The sequence below is a fragment of the Burkholderia sp. AU17457 genome, from assembly GCF_002223255.1.
In the GTDB taxonomy this organism is placed as follows: Bacteria; Pseudomonadota; Gammaproteobacteria; order Burkholderiales; family Burkholderiaceae; genus Burkholderia; species Burkholderia sola.
The window spans coordinates 1,626,153-1,645,686 of sequence record NZ_NKFB01000005.1 but is presented as its reverse complement, the minus strand read 5'-3'; the positions used below and the strand labels follow the sequence as shown (position 1 = coordinate 1,645,686).

At 66.0% G+C, this 19,534-nt stretch carries 21 protein-coding genes and 1 pseudogene; 13 read left to right on the top strand and 9 right to left on the bottom strand.

The features are described from left to right. The first annotated feature begins 48 nt into the window (after positions 1-48). Positions 49-555, top strand: coding sequence for a hypothetical protein (locus CFB49_RS24690; RefSeq protein WP_089437125.1), 507 nt, complete (start codon positions 49-51; stop codon positions 553-555). A gap of 76 nt (positions 556-631) precedes the next feature. Here the strand turns inward: CFB49_RS24690 and CFB49_RS24685 are convergent, their stop codons facing one another. Next, positions 632-1,123, bottom strand: a complete 492-nt coding sequence (locus CFB49_RS24685) for a hypothetical protein (protein WP_069619372.1) — start codon at positions 1,121-1,123, stop codon at positions 632-634. A gap of 377 nt (positions 1,124-1,500) precedes the next feature. Here CFB49_RS24685 and CFB49_RS24675 point away from each other — a divergent pair, with 377 nt between their 5' ends. After that, a complete protein-coding gene (locus CFB49_RS24675) occupies positions 1,501-2,178 on the top strand; it encodes a response regulator transcription factor (RefSeq protein ID WP_069619371.1) in 678 nt (225 codons plus the stop codon). Positions 2,179-2,197: 19 nt separating this feature from the next. On the opposite strand, the gene CFB49_RS24670 is transcribed toward CFB49_RS24675, so the two are convergent. Continuing rightward, positions 2,198-3,751 carry a methyl-accepting chemotaxis protein gene (locus CFB49_RS24670; protein WP_069619370.1) on the bottom strand — a complete coding sequence of 518 codons (1,554 nt, stop codon included), beginning with the start codon at positions 3,749-3,751 and terminating at the stop codon, positions 2,198-2,200. A 793-nt stretch (positions 3,752-4,544) separates the two neighbouring features. Here CFB49_RS24670 and CFB49_RS37100 point away from each other — a divergent pair. The 3 genes from CFB49_RS37100 to CFB49_RS35925 all read left to right on the top strand — a co-directional run bounded on the left by CFB49_RS37100 (position 4,545) and on the right by CFB49_RS35925 (position 6,009). Further along, positions 4,545-4,892, top strand: a complete 348-nt coding sequence (locus CFB49_RS37100; protein ID WP_306426991.1) for a hypothetical protein — start codon at positions 4,545-4,547, stop codon at positions 4,890-4,892. 7 nt (positions 4,893-4,899) lie between these two features. Next, complete coding sequence (locus CFB49_RS24660) at positions 4,900-5,316, top strand: DUF4279 domain-containing protein (protein ID WP_084044318.1); 417 nt, start codon at positions 4,900-4,902, stop codon at positions 5,314-5,316. A 453-nt stretch (positions 5,317-5,769) separates the two neighbouring features. Further along, positions 5,770-6,009: a hypothetical protein gene (locus CFB49_RS35925; RefSeq protein WP_179234942.1), complete on the top strand. Its 240-nt coding sequence runs from the start codon at positions 5,770-5,772 to the stop codon at positions 6,007-6,009. Positions 6,010-6,216: 207 nt separating this feature from the next. Here the strand turns inward: CFB49_RS35925 and CFB49_RS24655 are convergent. Next, positions 6,217-6,679 (bottom strand): annotated as a pseudogene (locus CFB49_RS24655) (transposase); the annotation flags it as partial. A gap of 99 nt (positions 6,680-6,778) precedes the next feature. On the opposite strand from CFB49_RS24655, the gene panE reads away from it, so the two are divergent. The 8 genes from panE (at position 6,779) to CFB49_RS24615 (ending at position 16,052) form a co-directional block, all read left to right on the top strand. Continuing rightward, a complete protein-coding gene (gene panE, locus CFB49_RS24650) occupies positions 6,779-7,726 on the top strand; it encodes a 2-dehydropantoate 2-reductase (RefSeq protein WP_069619367.1) in 948 nt (315 codons plus the stop codon). Positions 7,727-7,986: 260 nt separating this feature from the next. Then, positions 7,987-8,946: an AraC family transcriptional regulator gene (locus CFB49_RS24645; protein WP_089436809.1), complete on the top strand. Its 960-nt coding sequence runs from the start codon at positions 7,987-7,989 to the stop codon at positions 8,944-8,946. 120 nt (positions 8,947-9,066) lie between these two features. Then, the gene (locus CFB49_RS24640; protein WP_089492570.1) at positions 9,067-10,008 is read left to right on the top strand and encodes a substrate-binding domain-containing protein; all 942 of its coding nucleotides are present in this window, start codon (positions 9,067-9,069) and stop codon (positions 10,006-10,008) included. A gap of 62 nt (positions 10,009-10,070) precedes the next feature. Next, positions 10,071-11,591, top strand: a complete 1,521-nt coding sequence (locus tag CFB49_RS24635) for a sugar ABC transporter ATP-binding protein (protein ID WP_069619396.1) — start codon at positions 10,071-10,073, stop codon at positions 11,589-11,591. Then, positions 11,578-12,585 carry an ABC transporter permease gene (locus CFB49_RS24630; protein ID WP_089436808.1) on the top strand — a complete coding sequence of 336 codons (1,008 nt, stop codon included), beginning with the start codon at positions 11,578-11,580 and terminating at the stop codon, positions 12,583-12,585. Before CFB49_RS24635 ends, CFB49_RS24630 begins: the two co-directional genes overlap by 14 nt. Before the next feature lie 46 nt (positions 12,586-12,631). Next, the gene (locus CFB49_RS24625) at positions 12,632-13,720 is read left to right on the top strand and encodes an alcohol dehydrogenase catalytic domain-containing protein (RefSeq protein ID WP_089492569.1); all 1,089 of its coding nucleotides are present in this window, start codon (positions 12,632-12,634) and stop codon (positions 13,718-13,720) included. 29 nt (positions 13,721-13,749) lie between these two features. Beyond that, positions 13,750-15,297 carry an FGGY-family carbohydrate kinase gene (locus tag CFB49_RS24620; RefSeq protein WP_089492568.1) on the top strand — a complete coding sequence of 516 codons (1,548 nt, stop codon included), beginning with the start codon at positions 13,750-13,752 and terminating at the stop codon, positions 15,295-15,297. After that, positions 15,294-16,052 carry an SDR family oxidoreductase gene (locus CFB49_RS24615; RefSeq protein ID WP_089492567.1) on the top strand — a complete coding sequence of 253 codons (759 nt, stop codon included), beginning with the start codon at positions 15,294-15,296 and terminating at the stop codon, positions 16,050-16,052. Before CFB49_RS24620 ends, CFB49_RS24615 begins: the two co-directional genes overlap by 4 nt. Before the next feature lie 50 nt (positions 16,053-16,102). Here the strand turns inward: CFB49_RS24615 and CFB49_RS36440 are convergent, their stop codons facing one another. From CFB49_RS36440 to CFB49_RS24585, 6 genes are all read right to left on the bottom strand, one after another. Beyond that, positions 16,103-16,243: a hypothetical protein gene (locus tag CFB49_RS36440; RefSeq protein ID WP_012339712.1), complete on the bottom strand. Its 141-nt coding sequence runs from the start codon at positions 16,241-16,243 to the stop codon at positions 16,103-16,105. Positions 16,244-16,415: 172 nt separating this feature from the next. Continuing rightward, on the bottom strand, positions 16,416-17,000 hold the full coding sequence (locus tag CFB49_RS24610; protein ID WP_069619361.1) for a nucleotidyltransferase family protein: 585 nt from the start codon (positions 16,998-17,000) through the stop codon (positions 16,416-16,418). Positions 17,001-17,379: 379 nt separating this feature from the next. After that, on the bottom strand, positions 17,380-17,775 hold the full coding sequence (locus tag CFB49_RS24600; protein ID WP_089437124.1) for a type II toxin-antitoxin system VapC family toxin: 396 nt from the start codon (positions 17,773-17,775) through the stop codon (positions 17,380-17,382). Next, positions 17,772-18,011, bottom strand: a complete 240-nt coding sequence (locus CFB49_RS24595) for a type II toxin-antitoxin system Phd/YefM family antitoxin (RefSeq protein ID WP_021158157.1) — start codon at positions 18,009-18,011, stop codon at positions 17,772-17,774. The genes CFB49_RS24600 and CFB49_RS24595 overlap by 4 nt, the downstream gene beginning before the upstream one ends. Positions 18,012-18,096: 85 nt before the next feature. Then, positions 18,097-18,780 carry a Fe2+-dependent dioxygenase gene (locus tag CFB49_RS24590; RefSeq protein WP_089492566.1) on the bottom strand — a complete coding sequence of 228 codons (684 nt, stop codon included), beginning with the start codon at positions 18,778-18,780 and terminating at the stop codon, positions 18,097-18,099. Continuing rightward, entirely contained in the window at positions 18,777-19,532 is a 756-nt protein-coding gene (locus CFB49_RS24585) for a tetratricopeptide repeat protein (RefSeq protein ID WP_089492565.1), read from the bottom strand. Before CFB49_RS24585 ends, CFB49_RS24590 begins: the two co-directional genes overlap by 4 nt. Between the last annotated feature and the right edge of the window lie 2 nt (positions 19,533-19,534).

Sequence of the window (19,534 nt, the reverse complement as noted above, 5' to 3'; positions counted from 1 at the left end):
ATGGGCGCGCAACCGGCACGCGGCGCATCACGTTCATCCGAGGTCATCGTGGCAGAGTGCAGTCAGTGCGGCAGGACGTTCCTGGTCGGCGGGCAGTCGATCGACGGCCGCCGCTATTGCAGCCCGGCATGCGCACGGGCGCATCCGGTCGTCGTCGAGGCCGAACGGGTGCCCGACGCGAAGGTGCGGCAGTACGTCGACGACTGGCGCTACGGGCCCTGTCCGATCTGCCTGCGCGAAGGGCAGCCGGTCGACGTCCACGCGTCGCATCGCGTCGTGTCGCTCGTGTTCGTCACGCGCTGGGCGACGCGGCGCCACGTGTGCTGCCGCCGTTGCGGCCGCAGAAAGCAGGCGGTCGCGCTGCTCGCGTCGGCCACGCTCGGCTGGTGGGGGCTGCCGTGGGGCATCGTGCTGACGCCGATCCAGCTCGCGCGCAACCTGCTGGGCCTGGCCGCACGCGATCCCGAGGCCGCGACGCCGCAGTTCGAGGCGCTCGTGCGGCGCAAGCTGGCCGCCCGCCGGCTCGCCCGCGCGGAGCGGGGCGCCAGCGCCTGATCGCGCGCTTCGGCGCGCCGTGCGTGCTTGCCTGGGGCCCGTTCGCTTAGGGCCCCGTTACTAGCGTGAACAGGCCCTATGCCGGCCGGTCGAAGCCCGATGCGACCCAGCGTTCGGCACTGGCCTTGTTGAGCTTGAACCCGGCCGACACCTTCGCTTCGGCCAGCAGCTCGCCATACGGATCGAACGCCTTGAGCTGCGCATACGGCTCGAACTCGTCCGGCACGATGTCGAGCGTCACCGACACATCCTGCCCGGCTTCGTCCTGCACCGTCACTTCCTTGTGCAGCAGCGCGCGCCGCTGCTGCTCGTGCCGCATCAGCACTTCGGTCGCGGTTTTCACGAGCGTGCGGAACGCGTTCGCGTCCATCGGCTTCGGGTTCTTCTTGTCGCGACCCATGGTCCACGGCCCGACGAGCGCGGGCTCGGACTCGCCGTCCTTGACCATCTCGACGGCCCAGCCGTCGTCGTCTTCGTTCTTGATGATGCGGGCGGTCCAGCCGTTGTCGCGCCAGAGGCCGTCTTCGTGGATGGAGGTGTCGTCGGATTGCAGGTCGGAATCGGTCATGAGGAAAGCGGGAGTACGGGCAAGCCGGCGAAAGGGCGGTGGCGCGCGGCCGGCATCGGCGCGTCGCTCGCCGCCGGCGGCCCGGGGTGGCATGCAAACGCCGGATTTTACCTGCTGGCCGGCCGTGCGGCGTGCAATACCGGCCATTGGGCCAATGCCGCGACGGTCGATCGGCGGCCGCCGGGGCGCCGAGCCGGTGCAAATATCAAACGCGTATTACGTCTTCGGCGGCCAATTCGTACGCCGTCCGATATCGCGCGCGGGCAGACATTCATAGAATCGACATTCAGGCTAAAAATAGCCTGAATGTCCTTTCAACGCCCAACCGGTCGTGTGCGTTTCGCGTGGCGCGGCCGGTGAACCACCAGGAATTGCGCATGAGGAAATTCAATGTTCGCATCGTCGTCGCGTACGACTGGCCGTTGACGCTGGCCGGTATCGAACAGATCGCAGGCGGCGCCTGCGCGATCGAGCTCGCGGCGGTCTACCGGAGCGCGGCCGAACTGGTCGCGTCGCTCGGCGGCGTCGATTGTGACGTCGTGCTGGTCGACTATACGATTCGCGGCGACGAACAGATGGACGGCCTCGCGCTGTTCGACTGGCTGCGCCGCACGCGGCCGAACGTCGGGATCGTCGCGCTGGTCGCGAACGAGAATCCGCTGATCTTCCGGTCGATCCTCGCGGTTGGCGGCGTGAGCGTCGTCAGCAAGCTCGACGAGGTCGGCCATATCGTCACGGCGATCCATTCGAGCTACAGCGGCGCGACCTACCTGTCGCCGTCCGTGCGCCGCGCGGTCGATGCGCTCGGCACGCGCGGCGATGCGCCCGTGAAGCTGTCGGCGCGCGAGATCGAGGTGATTCGCCTGTATCTGTCGGGCGTGCCGATCAAGACGATCGCGCAGCGCCTGAGCAAGGGCAAGCAGACGGTCAGCGCGCAGAAGATCAGCGCGATGAAGAAGCTCGGCGCGAGCAACGACGTCGAGCTGATCCAGCGCGCGGCGGGGCTGGGGCTCGGGAGCGGAGAGGCCGCGCTGCGGGCGGGCAGCGCGGCGTGAGTGCGGGGCGGGCCTGCCGTCAGGCCGGCAACGCGAACCGCGTCACCGCGTCGCGCAGCGCCTCGGCCTGATCGCGCAGCGAATGCGCGGCGGCCGCGGCCTGTTCGACGAGGGCCGCGTTCTGCTGCGTGACCTGATCCATCTCGCCGACCGCGCGGTTGACCTGCTCGATCCCGGCGCTCTGCTCGCGCGAGGCGTGGCTGATTTCGTCGAGGATCTCGTTCACGCGCCGCACCGACTGCACGATCTCGGCCATCGTCTCGCCCGCGTGCGTGACGAGCGTCGCGCCGTGCTGGACCGTCTCGTTCGACGACACGATCAGCGACTTGATCTCCTTGGCCGCCGTCGCCGAGCGTTGCGCGAGCGACCGCACTTCGGCCGCGACGACCGCGAAGCCGCGGCCCTGTTCGCCTGCCCGCGCCGCTTCGACGGCCGCGTTCAGCGCGAGGATGTTGGTCTGGAACGCGATCCCGTCGATCACGCCGATGATGTCGCCGATCTTGTGCGAGCGGTCGGTGATCTCGTTCATCGTGCGCACGACGTCGTCGACCACTGCGCTGCCGCGCGTCGCGACCTGCGCGGCCTGGCCGGCGAGCGACGCGGCCTGCGCGGCGCTGTCCGCGTTCTGTTTCACGTTCGCGGTCATCTCGTCCATGCTCGACGCGGTCTGCACGAGCGCGGCCGCCTGTTCCTCGGTGCGCTGCGACAGGTCGGTGTTGCCGGACGCGATCTCGCTCGCGCCGACGTTGATGTTCTCGGTGCCCATCCGGACGCGCGACACCATGTCGATCAGCCCGCCCTGCATCGTGTGCAGCGCATGCAGCAGGCTGCCGCGATCGTCGTGCTTCACGGTCACGCGCGCGGTCAGGTCGCCCTGCGCGATGCGCTGCGCGGCGTCGAGCGCCGCTTCGAGCTCGCCGCCGAGGCTTGCGCGCACGCTTTTCAGCACCAGCACCATCACGGCTGTCGCGATCGCGCCGAGCACGGCCGTCATCGCGAGCCAGCGGCCGACGCTCGCGAGCACCGCCGAGCGCACGTCGTCCATGTACATGCCGGTCACCAGATACCAGTCCCACGGCGCGAAGCGCTGCACGGCGCTGGTCTTGTCCTGCGGCTTGTCCGCGCCCGGCTTGGGCCACAGATATTCGACGAAGCCCTTGCCGCCTGCCGCGTTGCCGGCCTTCACGATCTCGACGAACAGGTGCTGGCCGTTCGGATCGGTGAAATTCGACACGTCCTTGCCGTTGAGTTCGGCCTTGATCGGATGCATCACGATCACCGGCTTCGAATCGTTGACCGACACGTAGCCGTCGGCGCCATGGCGCATTGCGGCGATCGCCTCGAGCGCCTTCTGCTTCGCATCGGCTTCCGGCAGCGCGTTCTGCTGCGACAGTTTGTAGTAGTGGTCGGTCACGCTCGCGGCCTGCGCAACCAGCGACGCAAGCTGGTCGCGGCGGTCCGCGATCATCGACGCGCGGGTCTGCCATGCGCCGAGCCCGGCGATCACGAGCAGGCCGAGCCACAGGATGACGATCATCGAGGCGAGTTTCTGATTCAGGGAGAGATTGCGCATGGTATGAGGTCGGTCAGTCGTGGAAGCTCGCCGCGGCGGCGTGACGGGATACATGTCTTGACGGCGCGCCATGCGCGTCGCCGTAGACGGGAAATCCCTTAGAAGATGCTGCGAAATTAATCGGACGCTGTCTTGCGTTTGTTCCAGCAAATCAAGCAGCACGCGACCGAGAGGAATGCCTCGTGCACGTGTGCGCACCGTTCGTAGCGAATCTTGAGGCGGCTGCGAAAAAGTTAACAAACCTAAGCCGTGATTTCGCAACAGCTTCTATGCGACGCGTTATAAGGCGTCGCGCCGGATCGGAAAACGAACCCCTCCGCGCCTTCACAGGCCGCGGGTGGGTGCGATACAGTGACCGGGATTCATATGGAGAATTCGAGTTGTGGCCGTAACTATCGACATTGGCTCAGGAAAGCGCGCTACGCTGTCCAGTGACAGCGGGGCAATTCGGTCTGCGGAACAGCGCGCGGCTGTCTCAGAATTAATGCTCCATTGGCCGAAGTATTCCGCATTGATGGCGGAGGCTGCCAGCTACCTTCGGGAACTGGGGCTTGCCGGGTCGTTGTCCGGCGATCCCGTCGCCGCGCTTAGGTCAGCGATAGAGGACGGCCGGGTTACCGTGTCGATCGATAGGCCCGTGGCAAGTGGGGGTGCTGGGGGCGGTGGCAGACCATCAACACCGCCTTTCCCAAAGGGCAGGAGGTTTCCCAGTGTGCCGGGGATGGCTGCGCTTCCAGTGGACAAGCCGATACCGTCTTGGGCCGTACCAAGCGATGTGTCAGCCGGTGAACTCATGAGTTACCTTCAAAGTGTCGCTGCCGGTACTGGCGGCGCACTAGCAGGCGGTACGCCTCAACTTGCGAACTCGTTTGGATGGGAGGCACCGCTAGGTGATGCGAACGTGTTTGACTACGCTGATAGCCCTGTGAGCGGTGACATTCAAGAGCTAGCGGCAAGCACGACTAACCCGAACTTTGCGGCGAAAATGCTTGGTTACCAGCGCAAAATCTTCGGCAACATGATCCACCAAATGAAAGACGCGAATGATTTGGGAGGGGCCGATAACGTTCTCTGGCACGACAACGGAGACGTTGAATTCAAAGGTGTCGTGATCGACAACATGCACAACTACGGGGACTGAGCGGATCATGAAAAAACAGCAACTTGCACATGCATCATTCTCTATTTCAGGCGATCGCGTCGTCCCCAAATTTTGGACAGACTATTTCCGCGTCGTACCCGATACGGAGGTAACGAAAGGGGAACGGGTAAACGATCCGACAGGACAGGGGCGCGTCATAACGCGTCGCACGAGTGTTTGGGCGGTTCGCAGTGACGGGGCTGTCCACAGTGATCAACTGGAACCCCATCTTCGCTATCTCATCAAGCATCTGTCGTTGCCGCGCCCGGACTTGCGCGGGCTTATCGACGGCGCGGGCGCTCGGGTCCGTCTCCGCTGCTATTGGGACAACGAGAGCGGTAAGCGCGTGCCGGACGTGCCGGACGATATCCGGGCTCTTGTCGAATCGCTCGGAGGCGAAGTCGAAATCGATGAATACCGATAGAGCGGATCAACGCACCACTGAGAAGTACATGGCATTGCATTGGAGGGTTGTTCAGTCAAGCGACATACTATCCAACTGAGCGTGCTTGTTGTCGTATGTGCGGCGATTTTTTTGAAAATATAGATGGATAACAAAGATCATATAAAGGACACTTTCGATCTTGAGAGAGCTAGGGCGATCGACGCATTTGCGAACATTGAGAGCCAGCTTTGCTGGGTTATGGCTGACGCGGGAAAAATTGACCATCAGATTGCATTTGTCATTTTTTACTAAAATATTTCAATGAGTCCACGGATTGAAATCGTGACCGCCATTCTGGCGGCGTCCTGCGGAGATCAATTCAAGAAATTTTGGGGTTAGGTGCGCAAGATCGTTGATTCGCTAAATAAGCAAAGAAATAAAATCGTGCGCTGGAATGATTGCCCTGTATTCGAAGGGTCGGATATAAGGTATGTGGCTGAAGTTTTGATTCATCCCGTTATAGGCAATAAAAATGAAAAAATCCGCCAACTTGCGATTGATGATTTTCGCCAATTTATTAAAAAGGCGAAATACACCTATAAGGTTCTTGGGGTGTTTGGAAGGTGTTTTGATGAAAAGTTGGGTGGCGCGATAGTTCGTCGTGACATTGAAAAATTTTCAGATGCGGAGATTACATTTCCGCCACCTAAAAATGATTTATTTTTCAGCTAAATGATTTCTCGTTTTCGTTAGAAGGACAGCGTACCGTACGCTGCCCCTGAGATCTCTTCGGTCGGCTGGGGACACCCACGGAAATCCACGAAGAACCAACAAAAGCCCCGGCACCTTCATTAGGTCCGGTTTTTTTCATTTACTCTACAAGGATGACGTCGCGCAGTGCTGCTTTTTCTGCAAGCGTCGATTGACCGGTACAGACGCGGCTCGACGCTCAAAGCGAATGCGAGGACGACGAAAATTGTGCAGCCATGCGGAGTACGCTCGACCACCCAGCGGAGCTTGCCTAGTCCGCTGCCGCATTCCATACGGCGCCGGGCGATCACGTGTTCGATCACCGAGGATGAATCGACCGCTGCCCGTGAGAAGTCGAGTTCGCCGGCTTCGCGTAACTTCGCAAGCAGCAGTGCGTGCAACGCGCTCCATACGCCGGCCCTTTGCCAGTCGCGCAAACGCTTCCAGCAGGTCGGCCCTGAGCCAAATCCAGCTTGGTTCAGAGGTCGCACCAGCGTATCCCGGTCTTAAATACGTTCAGGATGCCGTTCAGTGCAGCCCGGTTGGAGACCGGAAGCCGTCCTGGGTGTTTCTTGCGGCGTGGCTTTGGCCGTGGCAGCACTCTTAGAAGCGGCCATTTACCGAAGTCCGCGACGCGGGCGCGGGCATCTATGCATATGCATAACCGAGGCCGCTATACTGTCGGGCGATGGTCGGCGTCGCGCCCGCGCGGGCGGCAGCGCGACGCCGATGAAACCGAAAGGAGGCAACGATGCGGATTCTGGTGGTAGGGGCCGGCGCGGTCGGCGGATACTTCGGCGGCCGGCTGGCCGCGGCGGGGCGCGACGTGACGTTCCTGGTGCGCGACGGCCGCGCGGCCGCGCTCGCGCGCGACGGGCTGCTGATCCGCAGCCCGCGCGGCGACCTGACGCTCGCAAACGTTCAGACCATACGCGCGGGCGACGCGGGCGCCGGCGTCGCGCCGTTCGACCTCGTGCTGCTGAGCTGCAAGGCGTACAGCCTCGACGACGCGATTGCATCGTTCGCGCCGTTCGTCGGCCCGCAGACGCTGATCCTGCCGATGCTCAACGGGATGCGTCACGTCGACGTGCTGCGCGAGCGTTTCGGCGCGTCACAGGTGCTCGGCGGGTTGTGCGTGATCGCGGCGACGCTCGATCGCGAGCAGCGCATCGTGCACCTGAACGACACGCACGGCGTGACGTTCGGCGAGCTTGCCGGCGGTGAATCGCCGCGCGTGCGCGCGGTGGCCGACGTGCTCGGCGGCGCGGGCTTCGACGCCACGCTCAGCGACGATATCACCGCGCGGATGTGGGACAAGTGGGTGTTCCTCGCGACGCTCGCCGCGAGCACGTCGCTGTTTCGCGGGTCGATCGGCGACATTCTCGCCGCGCCGGACGGCCGCCGCCTGCTCGAGACGATGCTCGCCGAATGCAGTGCGATCGCCGAACACAACGGCTACCGGCCCGACCCGGCGGCCAGCGAGCGGATGCAGCGGATGGTGCTGACGCCGTCGCCGCTGACGGCGTCGATGCTGCGCGACGTCGAGAATCATGCGCGCGTCGAAGCCGATCACGTGATCGGCGACCTGCTCGCGCGACGCGATCCGCAGGCGGCCGATACGCTGTCGCTGCTGCGGATCGCGTACAACCACCTGAAGGCATACGAGGTGCGCACGGCGCGCGAGCACGCGGCGGCGTAAGCCGGCGCGGACGGGCGGCACGGGCGGCGCGGGTGGCCGCCGCACCGTTGCGCGCTGCAACAAATTTGCCGTCCGGCGCCATTTCCACGCGCGGACGGCAAAAAAGTATCGAAAATCAGGCGTAAAGTTGGTGGAGCCGCGCGCGCGATCGACCTACATTGCTTCCCATGCGACCGGTCGCGGTGCCGCGCGAGACACGCGGCGCACGCGCGCACAGCCGAACAGGCCGGCCAGCGAACCATGGGAATGGAGACGCCAACATGATGCACCCCGATCTCGAAGTGGTCGAAGTGCGACGCGACGAGTCGTTCAAGGTCTGGTCGCACGGCTATCCGTACCGCACGATCCGCTGGCATTTCCATCCTGAATTCGAGCTGCACCTGATCGTCGCGACGCACGGCAAGTATTTCGTCGGCGATCACATCGGTTCGTTCGGCCCAGGCCATCTCGTGCTGCTCGGCCCGAACCTGCCGCACAACTGGGTCAGCGACATGGCCGAAGGCGAAACCGTCGAGCGCCGCAATCTCGTGATCCAGTTCGATCCGTCGTTCGTGCGTCGCTGCATGGACGCGTTTCCCGAATGCCGTGATGCACAGACGCTGCTCGACGACGCGCGGCGCGGCGTCGGCTTCGACGGGGCGACGAGCGCCGCGATCGCGCCGTTGTTCGACGAATTGCTGACCGCGCGGGGCATGCGCCGTATCGCGCTGTTCATGACGATCCTCGAACGCCTGTGCGATGCGGCCGAGCGCACGCTGCTCGCGAGTCCCGCGTACGACCAGGCCGACGTCACGCCCACGCGCCTGAGCCACGCGCTGTCGTATATCGGCAAGAACCTCGCGTCCGAGATGCGCGAATCCGATCTCGCGCAACTGACCGGGCAGAGCGTCAGCGCGTTCTCGCGCGCGTTCCATCGCCATACGGGCATGCCGTTCGTCCAGTACGTGAATCGTCTGCGGATTGAATCAGCCTGCCAGATGCTGCTCGCCGACGACGCGAGCATCACCGACATCTGTTTCCAGGCCGGCTTCAACAACGTGTCGAACTTCAACCGCCAGTTCCGCGCGGTGAAGGGGATGGCGCCGTCCGAATTCCGTGCGCTGCAACGCCTGAACGCGCGCAGCCGCGAGCTGGCGCTGCACGCGGCGCCGACCGGTAACCCGCTGCCGCCGCGCGTGCTGACGCCCGGTGCGCCCGAACTCATGCCGCAGCCCGGATGATCGCCGGGCCGTTGCCCGCCCGCGTTTTCCCCGCCGTTTTACCCAGCCGATCGCGTCGCTCACGTCGCGAGGGGCGCATTCACCCACGAAAAAGCCGCACACAATTCTGGAGACACCGTCATGACGCACGCATCGCCCGCTTCATCCCCCCGTCGCGCCGCCCGCCTGGCGGCCGTTGCCGCGCTCGCCGTCGCGGCCCTGTTGCCCGCCGCCGCGCACGCTGCGCCGCTGCGGATCGGCATGACGTTCCAGGAGCTGAACAACCCGTACTTCGTGACGATGCAGAAGGCGCTGAACGATGCGGCCGCGTCGATCGGCGCGCAGGTCGTCGTCACCGACGCGCATCACGACGTCAGCAAGCAGGTGAGCGACGTCGAGGACATGCTGCAGAAGAAGATCGACATCCTGCTCGTGAACCCGACCGATTCGACCGGCATCCAGTCGGCGATCACGCAGGCGAAGAAGGCCGGCGCGGTGGTCGTCGCCGTCGACGCGAACGCGAACGGCCCGGTCGATTCGTTCGTCGGCTCGAAGAATTACGACGCGGGCGTGATGTCGTGCGAATACCTCGCGAAGGCGATCGGCGGCAGCGGCGAGGTCGCGATCCTCGACGGCATTCCGGTCGTGCCGATTCTCGAACGCGTGCGCGGCTGCAAGGCCGGGCTCGCGAAATTCCCGAACGTGAAGCTCGTCGATACGCAGAACGGCAAGCAGGAGCGCGCGACCGCGCTGGCGGTCACCGAAAACATGATCTCCGCGCATCCGAACCTGAAAGGCCTGTTCAGCGTGAACGACGGCGGCTCGATGGGCGCGCTCGCCGCGATCGAGGGGTCCGGCAAGGACATCAAGCTGACGAGCGTCGACGGCGCGCCCGAGGCGATCGCCGCGATCCAGAAGCCGAACTCGAAGTTCATCGAGACGACCGCGCAGTTTCCGGCCGACCAGGTGCGCATCGCGCTTGGCATCGCGATCGCGCGCAAGTGGGGCGCAACGGTGCCGAAGGCGATTCCGGTCGACGTGAAGGTCGTCGATCGCGGCAACGCGAAGGGCTTCAGCTGGTGAACGACGTGCGAAGCGACGCGAAGGGCGGCGGCGCGGCCGACGCCCTTCGCACGGAGAAGCCGATGGACACGATACTCAGGCTCAGCCACATCACGAAAAGCTTTCCCGGCGTGAAGGCGCTGTCCGACATTCATCTGGAGATCGCGCGCGGCGAGATTCATGCGCTGCTCGGCGAGAACGGTGCGGGCAAGTCGACGCTGATGAAGATCCTGTGCGGCATCCATCAGCCGGATGCCGGCACGATCGAGATCGACGGCGCCGCGCGCCATTTCGCGGACTATCACGACGCGGTCGCGGCCGGCGTCGGCATCGTGTTCCAGGAATTCAGCCTGATTCCGCACCTCGATGCCGTCGACAACCTGTTCCTCGGCCGCGAGCTGCGCAACCGCTGGGGCGCGCGCGACCGCAAGCGGATGCGCGCCGCGGCGGCCGCCATCTTCGCGCGGCTCGGCGTGGCGATCGATCTCGATGCGCCGATCCGTGCGCTGTCGGTCGCGCAGCAGCAGTTCGTCGAGATCGGCAAGGCGCTGTCGCTCGACGCGCGCATTTTGATCCTCGACGAACCGACCGCAACGCTCACGCCGGCCGAGGCCGAGCACCTGTTCGCGATCATGCGCGAATTGAAGCGGCAGGGCGTCGCGATGATCTTCATCTCGCATCACCTCGACGAGATCTTCGCGGTGTGCGACCGCATCACGGTGCTGCGCGACGGCCAGTACGTCGCGACGACCGAGGTTGCGCACACCGACGTCGAGCAACTGGTGCGCATGATGGTCGGCCGCCGGATCGAGAGCAGCTTTCCGCCGAAGCCGGCGCTGCCGGCCGACGCGCCGGCCGTGCTCGAGGTCGATGCGCTGCAGATCGAGCGCGATGGCCCGGTGAACCGCTTCGTGTTGCATGCAGGCGAGATCCTGGGTTTCGCGGGGCTGGTTGGCTCGGGCCGCACGGAAACCGCGCTCGCGGTGATCGGCGCGACGCGTGCGCACCGCAAGGCACTGCGTGTGCGCGGCGCAGCGGCGAAGCTCGCCGATCCGGCCGACGCGCTGCGTGCCGGTATCGGCATCCTGCCGGAAAGCCGCAAGACGGAAGGGCTCGTCACGTCGTTCTCGATTCGCGACAACATCTCGCTGAACAACCTCGGCAAGTACCGGTCGATGCGCTGGCTGATCGACCGGCGCGGCGAGGCGCGCACGACATACGACGTGATGCGGCGCGTCGGCGTGAAGGCGCCGTCGATCCACACCGAGGTCGCGACGCTGTCCGGCGGCAACCAGCAAAAGGTCGTGATCGCGCGCTGGCTGAACCATCACACGTCGGTGTTGATCTTCGACGAGCCGACGCGCGGCATCGACGTCGGCGCGAAAGCCGAAATCTACGGGCTGATGCGCGAACTCACCGCGCGCGGCTACGCCATCATCATGATCTCGTCCGAATTGCCGGAAATCGTCGGCATGTGCGATCGCGTCGCCGTGTTCCGGCAAGGCCGCATCGAAGCGACGCTCGCCGGCGACGAGATCGATCCCGACACGGTCATGACCTATGCCACGGCCGGCACGCGAGGAGCGACCCATGAACCTGCCTGATTCTTCTTCCACGCCATCCACGACGCTCGCCGCCACGGCCGGCGATGCGCCGCCGCCGCGCCCGATGTGGGCGCAACTGCGCCGCTCGACGCTGTTCTATCCGCTCGTCGGCCTGATCGTCGTGTGCATCGCGATGATGATCGCGAGCCCGAGCTTCCTGTCCGCCGCGAACCTCGAGAACGTGCTGCGCCAGGTCTCGATCAACGCGATCATCGCGGTCGGCATGACCTGCGTGATCCTGACGGGCGGGATCGACCTGTCGGTCGGCTCGGTGATGGCGCTGTCGGGCACGCTCGCGGCCGGACTGATGGTCGCGGGCGTCAACGCAGTCGCCGCGCTCGCGATCGGCATCGCGGTCGGGCTCGGCTTCGGCTTCCTGAACGGCGTGTTCGTCGCGTTCGCGGGCATGCCGCCGATCATCGTCACGCTCGCGACGATGGGCATCGCGCGCGGCCTCGCGCTGATCTACACGGGCGGCTATCCGATCGACGGGCTGCCCGACTGGGTCGCGTTCTTCGGCAGCGGCAAGGTGCTCGGCGTCCAGGCGCCGGTGCTGATCATGCTGGTGGTCTACGCGATCGCATGGCTGCTGCTCGACCGGATGCCGTTCGGCCGCTACGTATACGCGATCGGCGGCAACGAGCAGGCGACGCGGCTTACCGGCGTGCGGGTCGCGCGCGTGAAGCTGATCGTCTATACGCTCGCCGGGCTCACGTCGGCGCTTGCCGCGATCGTGCTGACCGGGCGCCTGATGAGCGGGCAGCCGAACGCGGGCGTGGGCTTCGAGCTCGACGCGATCGCGGCCGTCGTGATGGGCGGCACGTCGATCTCCGGCGGGCGCGGCGCGATCCTCGGCACGCTGGTCGGCGCGCTGCTGCTCGGCGTGCTCAACAACGGACTGAACATGATCGGCGTGAACCCGTACGTGCAGAACGTGATCAAGGGCGGAATCATCCTGCTCGCGATCTACATCAGCCGCGAGCGATCGCGGTAACGCTTGATTAATCCGGTATCCGAATCACTCATAAAAGAGACAACTCATGACGATATCCGAAGCCCAGCCGCGCATGACCGCGGTCGTCTGCCACGGCCCCGAGGACTATCGCGTCGAACAGGTCGCGAAGCCGCACCCCGGGACGAACGAGCTTGTGATCCGCATCGCCGCGTGCGGGATCTGCGCGAGCGATTGCAAGTGTTACACCGGCGCCAAGATGTTCTGGGGCGGACCGAGCCCGTGGGTGAAGGCGCCGGTGATTCCCGGCCATGAATTCTTCGGCTATGTCGAGGCGCTCGGCGGCGGCGCGGCCGAGCATTTCGGCGTGGCGCTCGGCGACCGCGTGATCGCCGAGCAGATCGTGCCGTGCGGCAAGTGTCGCTATTGCAAGTCGGGCCAGTACTGGATGTGCGAGGTGCACAACATCTTCGGTTTCCAGCGCGAGGTCGCCGACGGCGGGATGGCCGAGTACATGCGCATTCCGCCGACCGCGATCGTTCACAAGATCCCGCTCGGCGTATCGCTCGAGGACGCGGCGATCATCGAGCCGCTGTCGTGCGCGATCCATACGGTGAATCGCGGCGACGTCCAGCTCGACGACGTCGTCGTGATCGCGGGCGCCGGCCCGCTCGGGCTGATGATGACGCAGGTCGCGCATCTGAAGACGCCGAAGAAGCTCGTCGTGATCGACCTGATCGACGAACGGCTCGAACTTGCGCGCCAGTACGGCGCCGACGTGACGATCAACCCGCAGCGCGACGACGCGCGCGAGATCGTCCGCGCACTCACCGACGGCTACGGCTGCGACGTGTACATCGAGACGACCGGCGCGCCGGTCGGCGTGAACCAGGGGCTCGACCTGATTCGCAAGCTCGGCCGCTTCGTCGAATTCAGCGTGTTCGGCGAGGATGCGACCGTCGACTGGTCGATCATCGGCGACCGCAAGGAGCTCGACGTACGCGGCGCGCATCTCGGGCCATACTGCTATCCGGTCGCGATCGACCTGCTCGCGCGCGGGCTCGTCACGTCGAAGGGCATCGTCACGCACGGCTTCGCGCTCGAGGACTGGGACGACGCGATCCGCGTCGCGAAATCGCCCGAATCGATCAAGGTGCTGCTGAAGCCGGCCCGCTGAACGCCGGCGTGCGCCTCACCGGAGACATCATGGAATACGTCATAGGCGTCGATATCGGCACGCAGAGCACCAAGGCGCTGCTGGTCGACCGGCACGGCACGATCGTCGCGCGACGCTCGGCCGGCTACCAGCCCGATACGCCGCGCCCGCTGTGGGCCGAGCAGTGGCCTCAGGTGTGGTTCGACGCGGTGCTCGACTGCATCGCCGGCTGCGTGAGCGACGCGCGCGCGCAGGGCGTGCCGGCCGATGCGATCCGGGCGGTGTGCGTGAGCAGCCTGTACGGCGGCTCGGGCATCCCGGTCGACATCGACATGCGGCCGCTGCATCCGTGCCTGATCTGGATGGACCGGCGCGCGACCGCGGAAGTCGACTGGGTCAACGAACACGTGAACGTCGAGCGGCTGCGCGTGATCACCGGCAACGGCGTCGACAGCTACTACGGCTTCACCAAAATGCTGTGGCTGCGCGACCAGCGGCCGGACGTGTGGGCGAACGTGCGCTATTTCCTGCCGCCGAACGCATACGTGATCTACCTGCTGACCGGCGAAGTCGCGGTCGATCACAGTTCGGCCGGCAATATCGGCGGCGTGTACGACGTCGCGCGCCGCGAGTGGTCCGACGACGCGCTCGACATGCTCGGCATTCCGGCGACGATGATGCCCGAGCGGCTCGTCGATTCGACGGACGTCGTCGGCGGCTTGCTGTCGCAATGGACCGCGCAACTCGGGCTGCCGGCCGGCACGCCCGTGGTCGCGGGCGGCGTCGATGCGGCGGTGGCGACGTTCGCGGCCGGCGCGACGCGTACCGGGCAGCACGTCGCGATGATCGGCACCAGCATGTGCTGGGGCTATGTGAACCGGCACGTCGATGCGCGGCACGGGCTCGTCAGCATGCCGCACGTATTCGACGGGCAGCGCGACCTGTATGTGTTCGGCGGCGCGATCACGGCCGGCGCGTCGGTCGCGTGGTTTCGCGACCAGTTCTGTCACGCGGAAATCGATGCGGCGAGCCTGCTGCCGCACGGCGATCCGCACGTGCTGCTCGAGGAGGCGGCCGAGCGCGTGCCGGCCGGCGCGGACGGCGTGCTGTTCCTGCCGTACCTGATGGGCGAGCGCAGCCCGGTGTGGGATGCGAAGGCGAGCGGCGCGTTCGTCGGGCTGAGTCTCGCGCATACGCGTGCGCATCTTTATCGCGCGGTGCTCGAAGGCGTCGCGTTCGCGTTGCGCCATAACATCGAGGCCGGCCGCCGTGGCGCGGTGGCGCTGGACGACCGACTGATCGTCGTCGGCGGCGCCGCGCATTCGGCGCTATGGATGCAGATCATCGCGGACGTGACGGGCTTTCCGGTGTGGACGATCGAGCAGGACGTCGAAGCCGCGATGGGCGCCGCGCTGCTCGCGGGTGTTGGCGCAGGGCTCGTGTCGCGCGACGACGCGCAGGGCGGCTGGGTCACGCTCGTCGAGCGCGCACGGCCCGATGCCGACCGCGCGAAAACATACGACGCGCGTTTCGCGCTCTACACGGCGCTGTATCCCGCACTCAAGCCGATCATGCACAGGCTGGACACATCCTCATGAACACACGATTCGATTTCGGCGGGGCGACGGTGCTCGTCACGGGCGCGTCGAGCGGCATCGGCCGCGCGTGCGCGGTCGCGCTCGCGCACGCAGGCGCGCGCGTCGTCGCGGCGGCGCGCGACATGGCCGCGCTCAACGCGCTCGCCGGCGAGATTGCGTGCGATACGCTGCGCATGGATGTCGGCGGCGACGAATACGCGATCGATGCCGCGCTCGACCCGTACGATGCGTTCGACGGCCTCGTCAATTGCGCGGGGATCGCATCGCTGGAACCGGCGCTCGATGTCGACGCCGCGCATTTCGATCGCGTGATGGCCGTCAATGCGCGCGGCGCGGCGCTCGTCGCGCGAGCCGTGGCGCGCAAGATGATCGAGCGCGACGGACGCGGCGCGGCGAACGCACGCGGCAGCATCGTCAACGTGTCGAGCCAGGCGGCGCTCGTCGGCCTGCCCGCGCATCTGAGCTATTGCGCGTCGAAGGCGGCGATGGACGCGATCACGCGCGTGCTGTGCATCGAACTCGGGCCGCACGGCATTCGTGTGAACAGCGTGAACCCGACCGTCACGCTCACGCCGATGGCGCAGTTCGCGTGGAGTGAACCGGAGAAGCGCGCACCGATGCTGGCCGCGATTCCGCTCGGCCGCTTTGCGCAGCCGGACGAAGTCGTCGAGCCGGTCCTGTTCTTGCTGAGCGACGCGGCGTCGATGATCAGCGGCGTGTCGCTGCCGATCGACGGCGGGTATACCGCACGCTAGACCGCGTCGCGGAAGTCGCGGGTCGAGTGCGCGGCGCGGCCGGCGCGCGGCTAGACCGGATCCTTGCTCGGCGGTCCGTCCGGCTGCTGCGGGTTGTCGTGATGGCCGGGCGGCGACGAGAACGGATCGTCTTCCGGATCGCGGTTCGGGTCGGCCGGTGGCTCGGGCGTCGGGGTCGTGTGGTCGCTCATGGAGAACTCGTGGCGTGCGTGACGGCGGTGGCGCGGCGGACGCGCCTCGTCTCCGTTATAGCCAATCGGGCGCGTGTTTGCAGCGGGATTCTTGCGACGGCTTGTCGGTCGTCGGAGAAATCCGCTTATTGGCGCGGTGCGTGCGTGAACGTGCGGGCCCGCGCAATCGAAGTCAGCGCAAATCCGCCGGTGTATCGACGTCGCGCAGGATGCCGGGATCGTCGACATCGAGCAGGGTCACCGGCGCGCTGGCGAACAGCGCGCGGGCGCCCGCGTCGCCGTCGAGGGCGGCGAGCGCCTCGAAGTGGTGCGCGGCAAAACCGACCGGATGGCCGCGCACGCCGCGATGCGCGGGCGCGACGATCGACGCGTCGTCGGCTTCGAGCGCGCGTGTGACCGTTTCGTATGTGGAAGCCGCGATCCACGGCATGTCGCCAAGCGCGACGAGCCAGCCGCTCGCATCGGGCGCGGTGCGGACGCCGGCCGCGAGGCTCGCGCCCATGCCGCGCAACGCGTCGGGCGCATAGACGACCTGACAGCCGGCTTCGTTCAGCAGAATCGCGAGCTTTTCGGCGCCGGGGCGCACGACGGCGATCACGTCGGCGGTTGCGGCCGCGAGATGGCGGGCGGCAGCCACCGCCACCGGCGTGCCGTCGGGAAGCCGGGCGAGCAGCTTGCTGTGCAGGCCGCTCGGGTCGAAGCGTTGACCAAGGCCGCCGGCGAGCAGGACGCCGGTCGCGAGTGACGCATAGGACATCGGCGCGCGGGGAGTGAGGCAGGTGCTGCGATTGTGCGGGAGCACACGGGGATCGGCAAGTGAGGATGTTACCGAGTCACGCGTGCCGGATCGGGAAAACCGTCATCGCGACGCTTCCCCGAGCATGCTTTCGTCGACAGGACCGTAAATTGCATGCGATTCGTTCTGCATGACGGCCCAATAGCGGTCGCCGAATGACCAATGCCACCATTCGGACGGGTAATTCGTGAAGCCGACGCGGGTCAGTGGCACAACGACGGTTGCGGGCCACGCGCCAATGTCGAGCGCGGCGGTCGTGGTCGGTTTGATCAGACGAATCGCCAATATGCCAGAGTCTGGCGGAAGATGCGCGGCGGTTCGACCCACGGACGGGTGGCGCTCACCAAAGCGTCTTGACGTGCGCGTACGCGCGGATTTTTTCGTCGCGGGTGACAAGCGGCGCGCCGAGCCGCCGCGCGGTCGCGACGATCATGCGATCGGCAGGATCCTTGTGGAACGTGCCGGGCAAGTCGGTGGACTTCGCGGCGATGTCGGCATCGACGGGCACGAACCGCATGCCGTCGATCTGCGCGACGGTGGCGAGCCACGCGTCGACATCCATCGTCAGGGCGAGGCGGTCGTTGCGCACCAGCATCGCGATCTCCCACGCGGAGATGGCCGATGCGGCGAGCGCGCCTTCGCTCCGTGCGCGATCGATCGCGCTTCTCGCCTTCTTGCTGAGCGCAGGGTCGCCACCCACCCACCACACCAATGCATGCGTATCCAGCACGATCACCGCGACGCCTCCCAATCATCTTCCGCAATCGGATCGAGAGGATTGTCGTAGCGCATGACCGACCCGCGCAATATGTCCAACGGCTGAGCTTCGCGCGAGCGATACGGCCGGATCTCGAGCGTCGGCTTGCCGTGGTCGGTGACGATCAGGCTTTCGCCCGACGCCTCGACGAGCCGGAAGTATTCGAGTGCGCGAGCCTTGAATTCGGATTTCGATACGGGAGCGTGCGGCATCATGGTATGAGCATGGTCATTTGACGATGGTCATTTTAGACCCGCATTTCGACGCGGCGCAAGCGCTGTGGAGCGTGAGCGGCTCACGCTACGCATCCGCCCACTTCCTCAACAGGTTGTGATAAATCCCGGTCAGCGAAATGACCATCGGGTCCTTCGCGCCTTTTTCCGCCGACAGCGCCTGAATCTGCGTATCGAGCTGAAACAGCAGCGTGCGATCGCCATCGTCGCGCACCATGCTCTGAATCCAGAAGAACGAAGCCACGCGTTCGCCCCGCGTGACGGGCGTCACGTGATGCAGGCTCGACGCCGGATACAGCACGAGATCGCCTGCCGGCAGCTTCGCGCGATGCACGCCGTACGTATCCTCGACGCACAGCTCGCCGCCGTCGTACGCGTCGGGTTCCTCGAGAAACAGCGTCGCCGACAGGTCGCTGCGCACGCGGAAATCCGTGCCGCGCAGCAGCCGGATCGCGTTGTCGACGTGCGTGCCGAACGTCTCGCCGCCTGCATAGCGATTGAACAGCGGCGGAAACACCTTGAGCGGCAGCGCCGCCGAAAAGAACAGCGGATGGCGGGCAAGTGCGTCCTGGATCGCGTCGCCGACGGTGCGTGCGACCGGGGACCCTTCCGGCAATTGCCGATTGCGTTTCGCGAGTGCAGATTGCGCGCCGGACGTCGCGTTGCCGTCGATCCATTCGGCGGCATCGAGCAGGTCGCGGCATTGCGCGACTTGCGCCTGGGTCAGTACACCGGGGATATGAAGCATCATGATGCGGATTCCATGGCGTGCGGCGCCAGCTGCATGGCCGCCGAACGAAAAGCGTCGATCGGCGACGACACGAGATACGCGCGCATCTTCGCGATGAACGCAGGCGTCGCGGTGGTCGGCACGCGCGCGAGCCAGACGAGCGCTTCGTCGACGCGCCCGCGCTCGGCGAGCAGCCGCGCGTAGTTGAACTGGCCGCGAAAATCGCCGGCAACGGCCGCACGGCGATAGTGATCGAACGCGGCGTCGATATCGACCGATACGACCCAGCCGTCCTCGTAGAAGCCGCCGATCAGGTTGATCGATTTCGCGTGACCGAGCGCGGCCGCGCGGCGGAACCAGTCGAGCGCGTCGGCGCGGTTCTCGTCGACGCCGTTGCCGAGGGCGAGTGCGGTCGCGTAGTTGTACATGCCCCAGTCGAGGCCCGCCTGCGCGGCGAGCCGATACCAGTACACGGCGACCGGCGCGCAGGCGGCCGTGCCCCAGCCGAACTCGTGGCAGCGCCCGAGCATGTTCATCGCCATCGGGTGGCCCGCCCGCGCCGCATGCCGGAACCAGTTGAGCGCGGCGGCCGGATCGCGTGCGACGCCGTGCCCGTCGAGCAGGTATTGCCCGTACACAGCCTGCGCATCGACGATGCCGTGGTCGGCCGCCGCCGCAACCCACGCGGCGGCGCGCTCGGGCGGCCCGGCCAGGATGTCGGCGAACTCGCGCGGCGATACCGATGCGAGCGCCTTCAGCGATACGGCCTCCATCG

Coding starts and splice junctions, on each gene's coding strand:
- CFB49_RS24685 (WP_069619372.1), bottom strand. CDS start 1,123: ATGACCGATTCCGACCTGCAATCCGACGACACCTCCATCCACGAAGAC.
- CFB49_RS24675 (WP_069619371.1), top strand. CDS start 1,501: ATGAGGAAATTCAATGTTCGCATCGTCGTCGCGTACGACTGGCCGTTG.
- CFB49_RS24670 (WP_069619370.1), bottom strand. CDS start 3,751: ATGCGCAATCTCTCCCTGAATCAGAAACTCGCCTCGATGATCGTCATC.
- CFB49_RS37100 (WP_306426991.1), top strand. CDS start 4,545: ATGAGTTACCTTCAAAGTGTCGCTGCCGGTACTGGCGGCGCACTAGCA.
- CFB49_RS24660 (WP_084044318.1), top strand. CDS start 4,900: ATGAAAAAACAGCAACTTGCACATGCATCATTCTCTATTTCAGGCGAT.
- panE (WP_069619367.1), top strand. CDS start 6,779: ATGCGGATTCTGGTGGTAGGGGCCGGCGCGGTCGGCGGATACTTCGGC.
- CFB49_RS24645 (WP_089436809.1), top strand. CDS start 7,987: ATGATGCACCCCGATCTCGAAGTGGTCGAAGTGCGACGCGACGAGTCG.
- CFB49_RS24640 (WP_089492570.1), top strand. CDS start 9,067: ATGACGCACGCATCGCCCGCTTCATCCCCCCGTCGCGCCGCCCGCCTG.
- CFB49_RS24635 (WP_069619396.1), top strand. CDS start 10,071: ATGGACACGATACTCAGGCTCAGCCACATCACGAAAAGCTTTCCCGGC.
- CFB49_RS24630 (WP_089436808.1), top strand. CDS start 11,578: ATGAACCTGCCTGATTCTTCTTCCACGCCATCCACGACGCTCGCCGCC.
- CFB49_RS24625 (WP_089492569.1), top strand. CDS start 12,632: ATGACGATATCCGAAGCCCAGCCGCGCATGACCGCGGTCGTCTGCCAC.
- CFB49_RS24620 (WP_089492568.1), top strand. CDS start 13,750: ATGGAATACGTCATAGGCGTCGATATCGGCACGCAGAGCACCAAGGCG.
- CFB49_RS24615 (WP_089492567.1), top strand. CDS start 15,294: ATGAACACACGATTCGATTTCGGCGGGGCGACGGTGCTCGTCACGGGC.
- CFB49_RS36440 (WP_012339712.1), bottom strand. CDS start 16,243: ATGAGCGACCACACGACCCCGACGCCCGAGCCACCGGCCGACCCGAAC.
- CFB49_RS24610 (WP_069619361.1), bottom strand. CDS start 17,000: ATGTCCTATGCGTCACTCGCGACCGGCGTCCTGCTCGCCGGCGGCCTT.
- CFB49_RS24595 (WP_021158157.1), bottom strand. CDS start 18,011: ATGATGCCGCACGCTCCCGTATCGAAATCCGAATTCAAGGCTCGCGCA.
- CFB49_RS24590 (WP_089492566.1), bottom strand. CDS start 18,780: ATGATGCTTCATATCCCCGGTGTACTGACCCAGGCGCAAGTCGCGCAA.
- CFB49_RS24585 (WP_089492565.1), bottom strand. CDS start 19,532: ATGGAGGCCGTATCGCTGAAGGCGCTCGCATCGGTATCGCCGCGCGAG.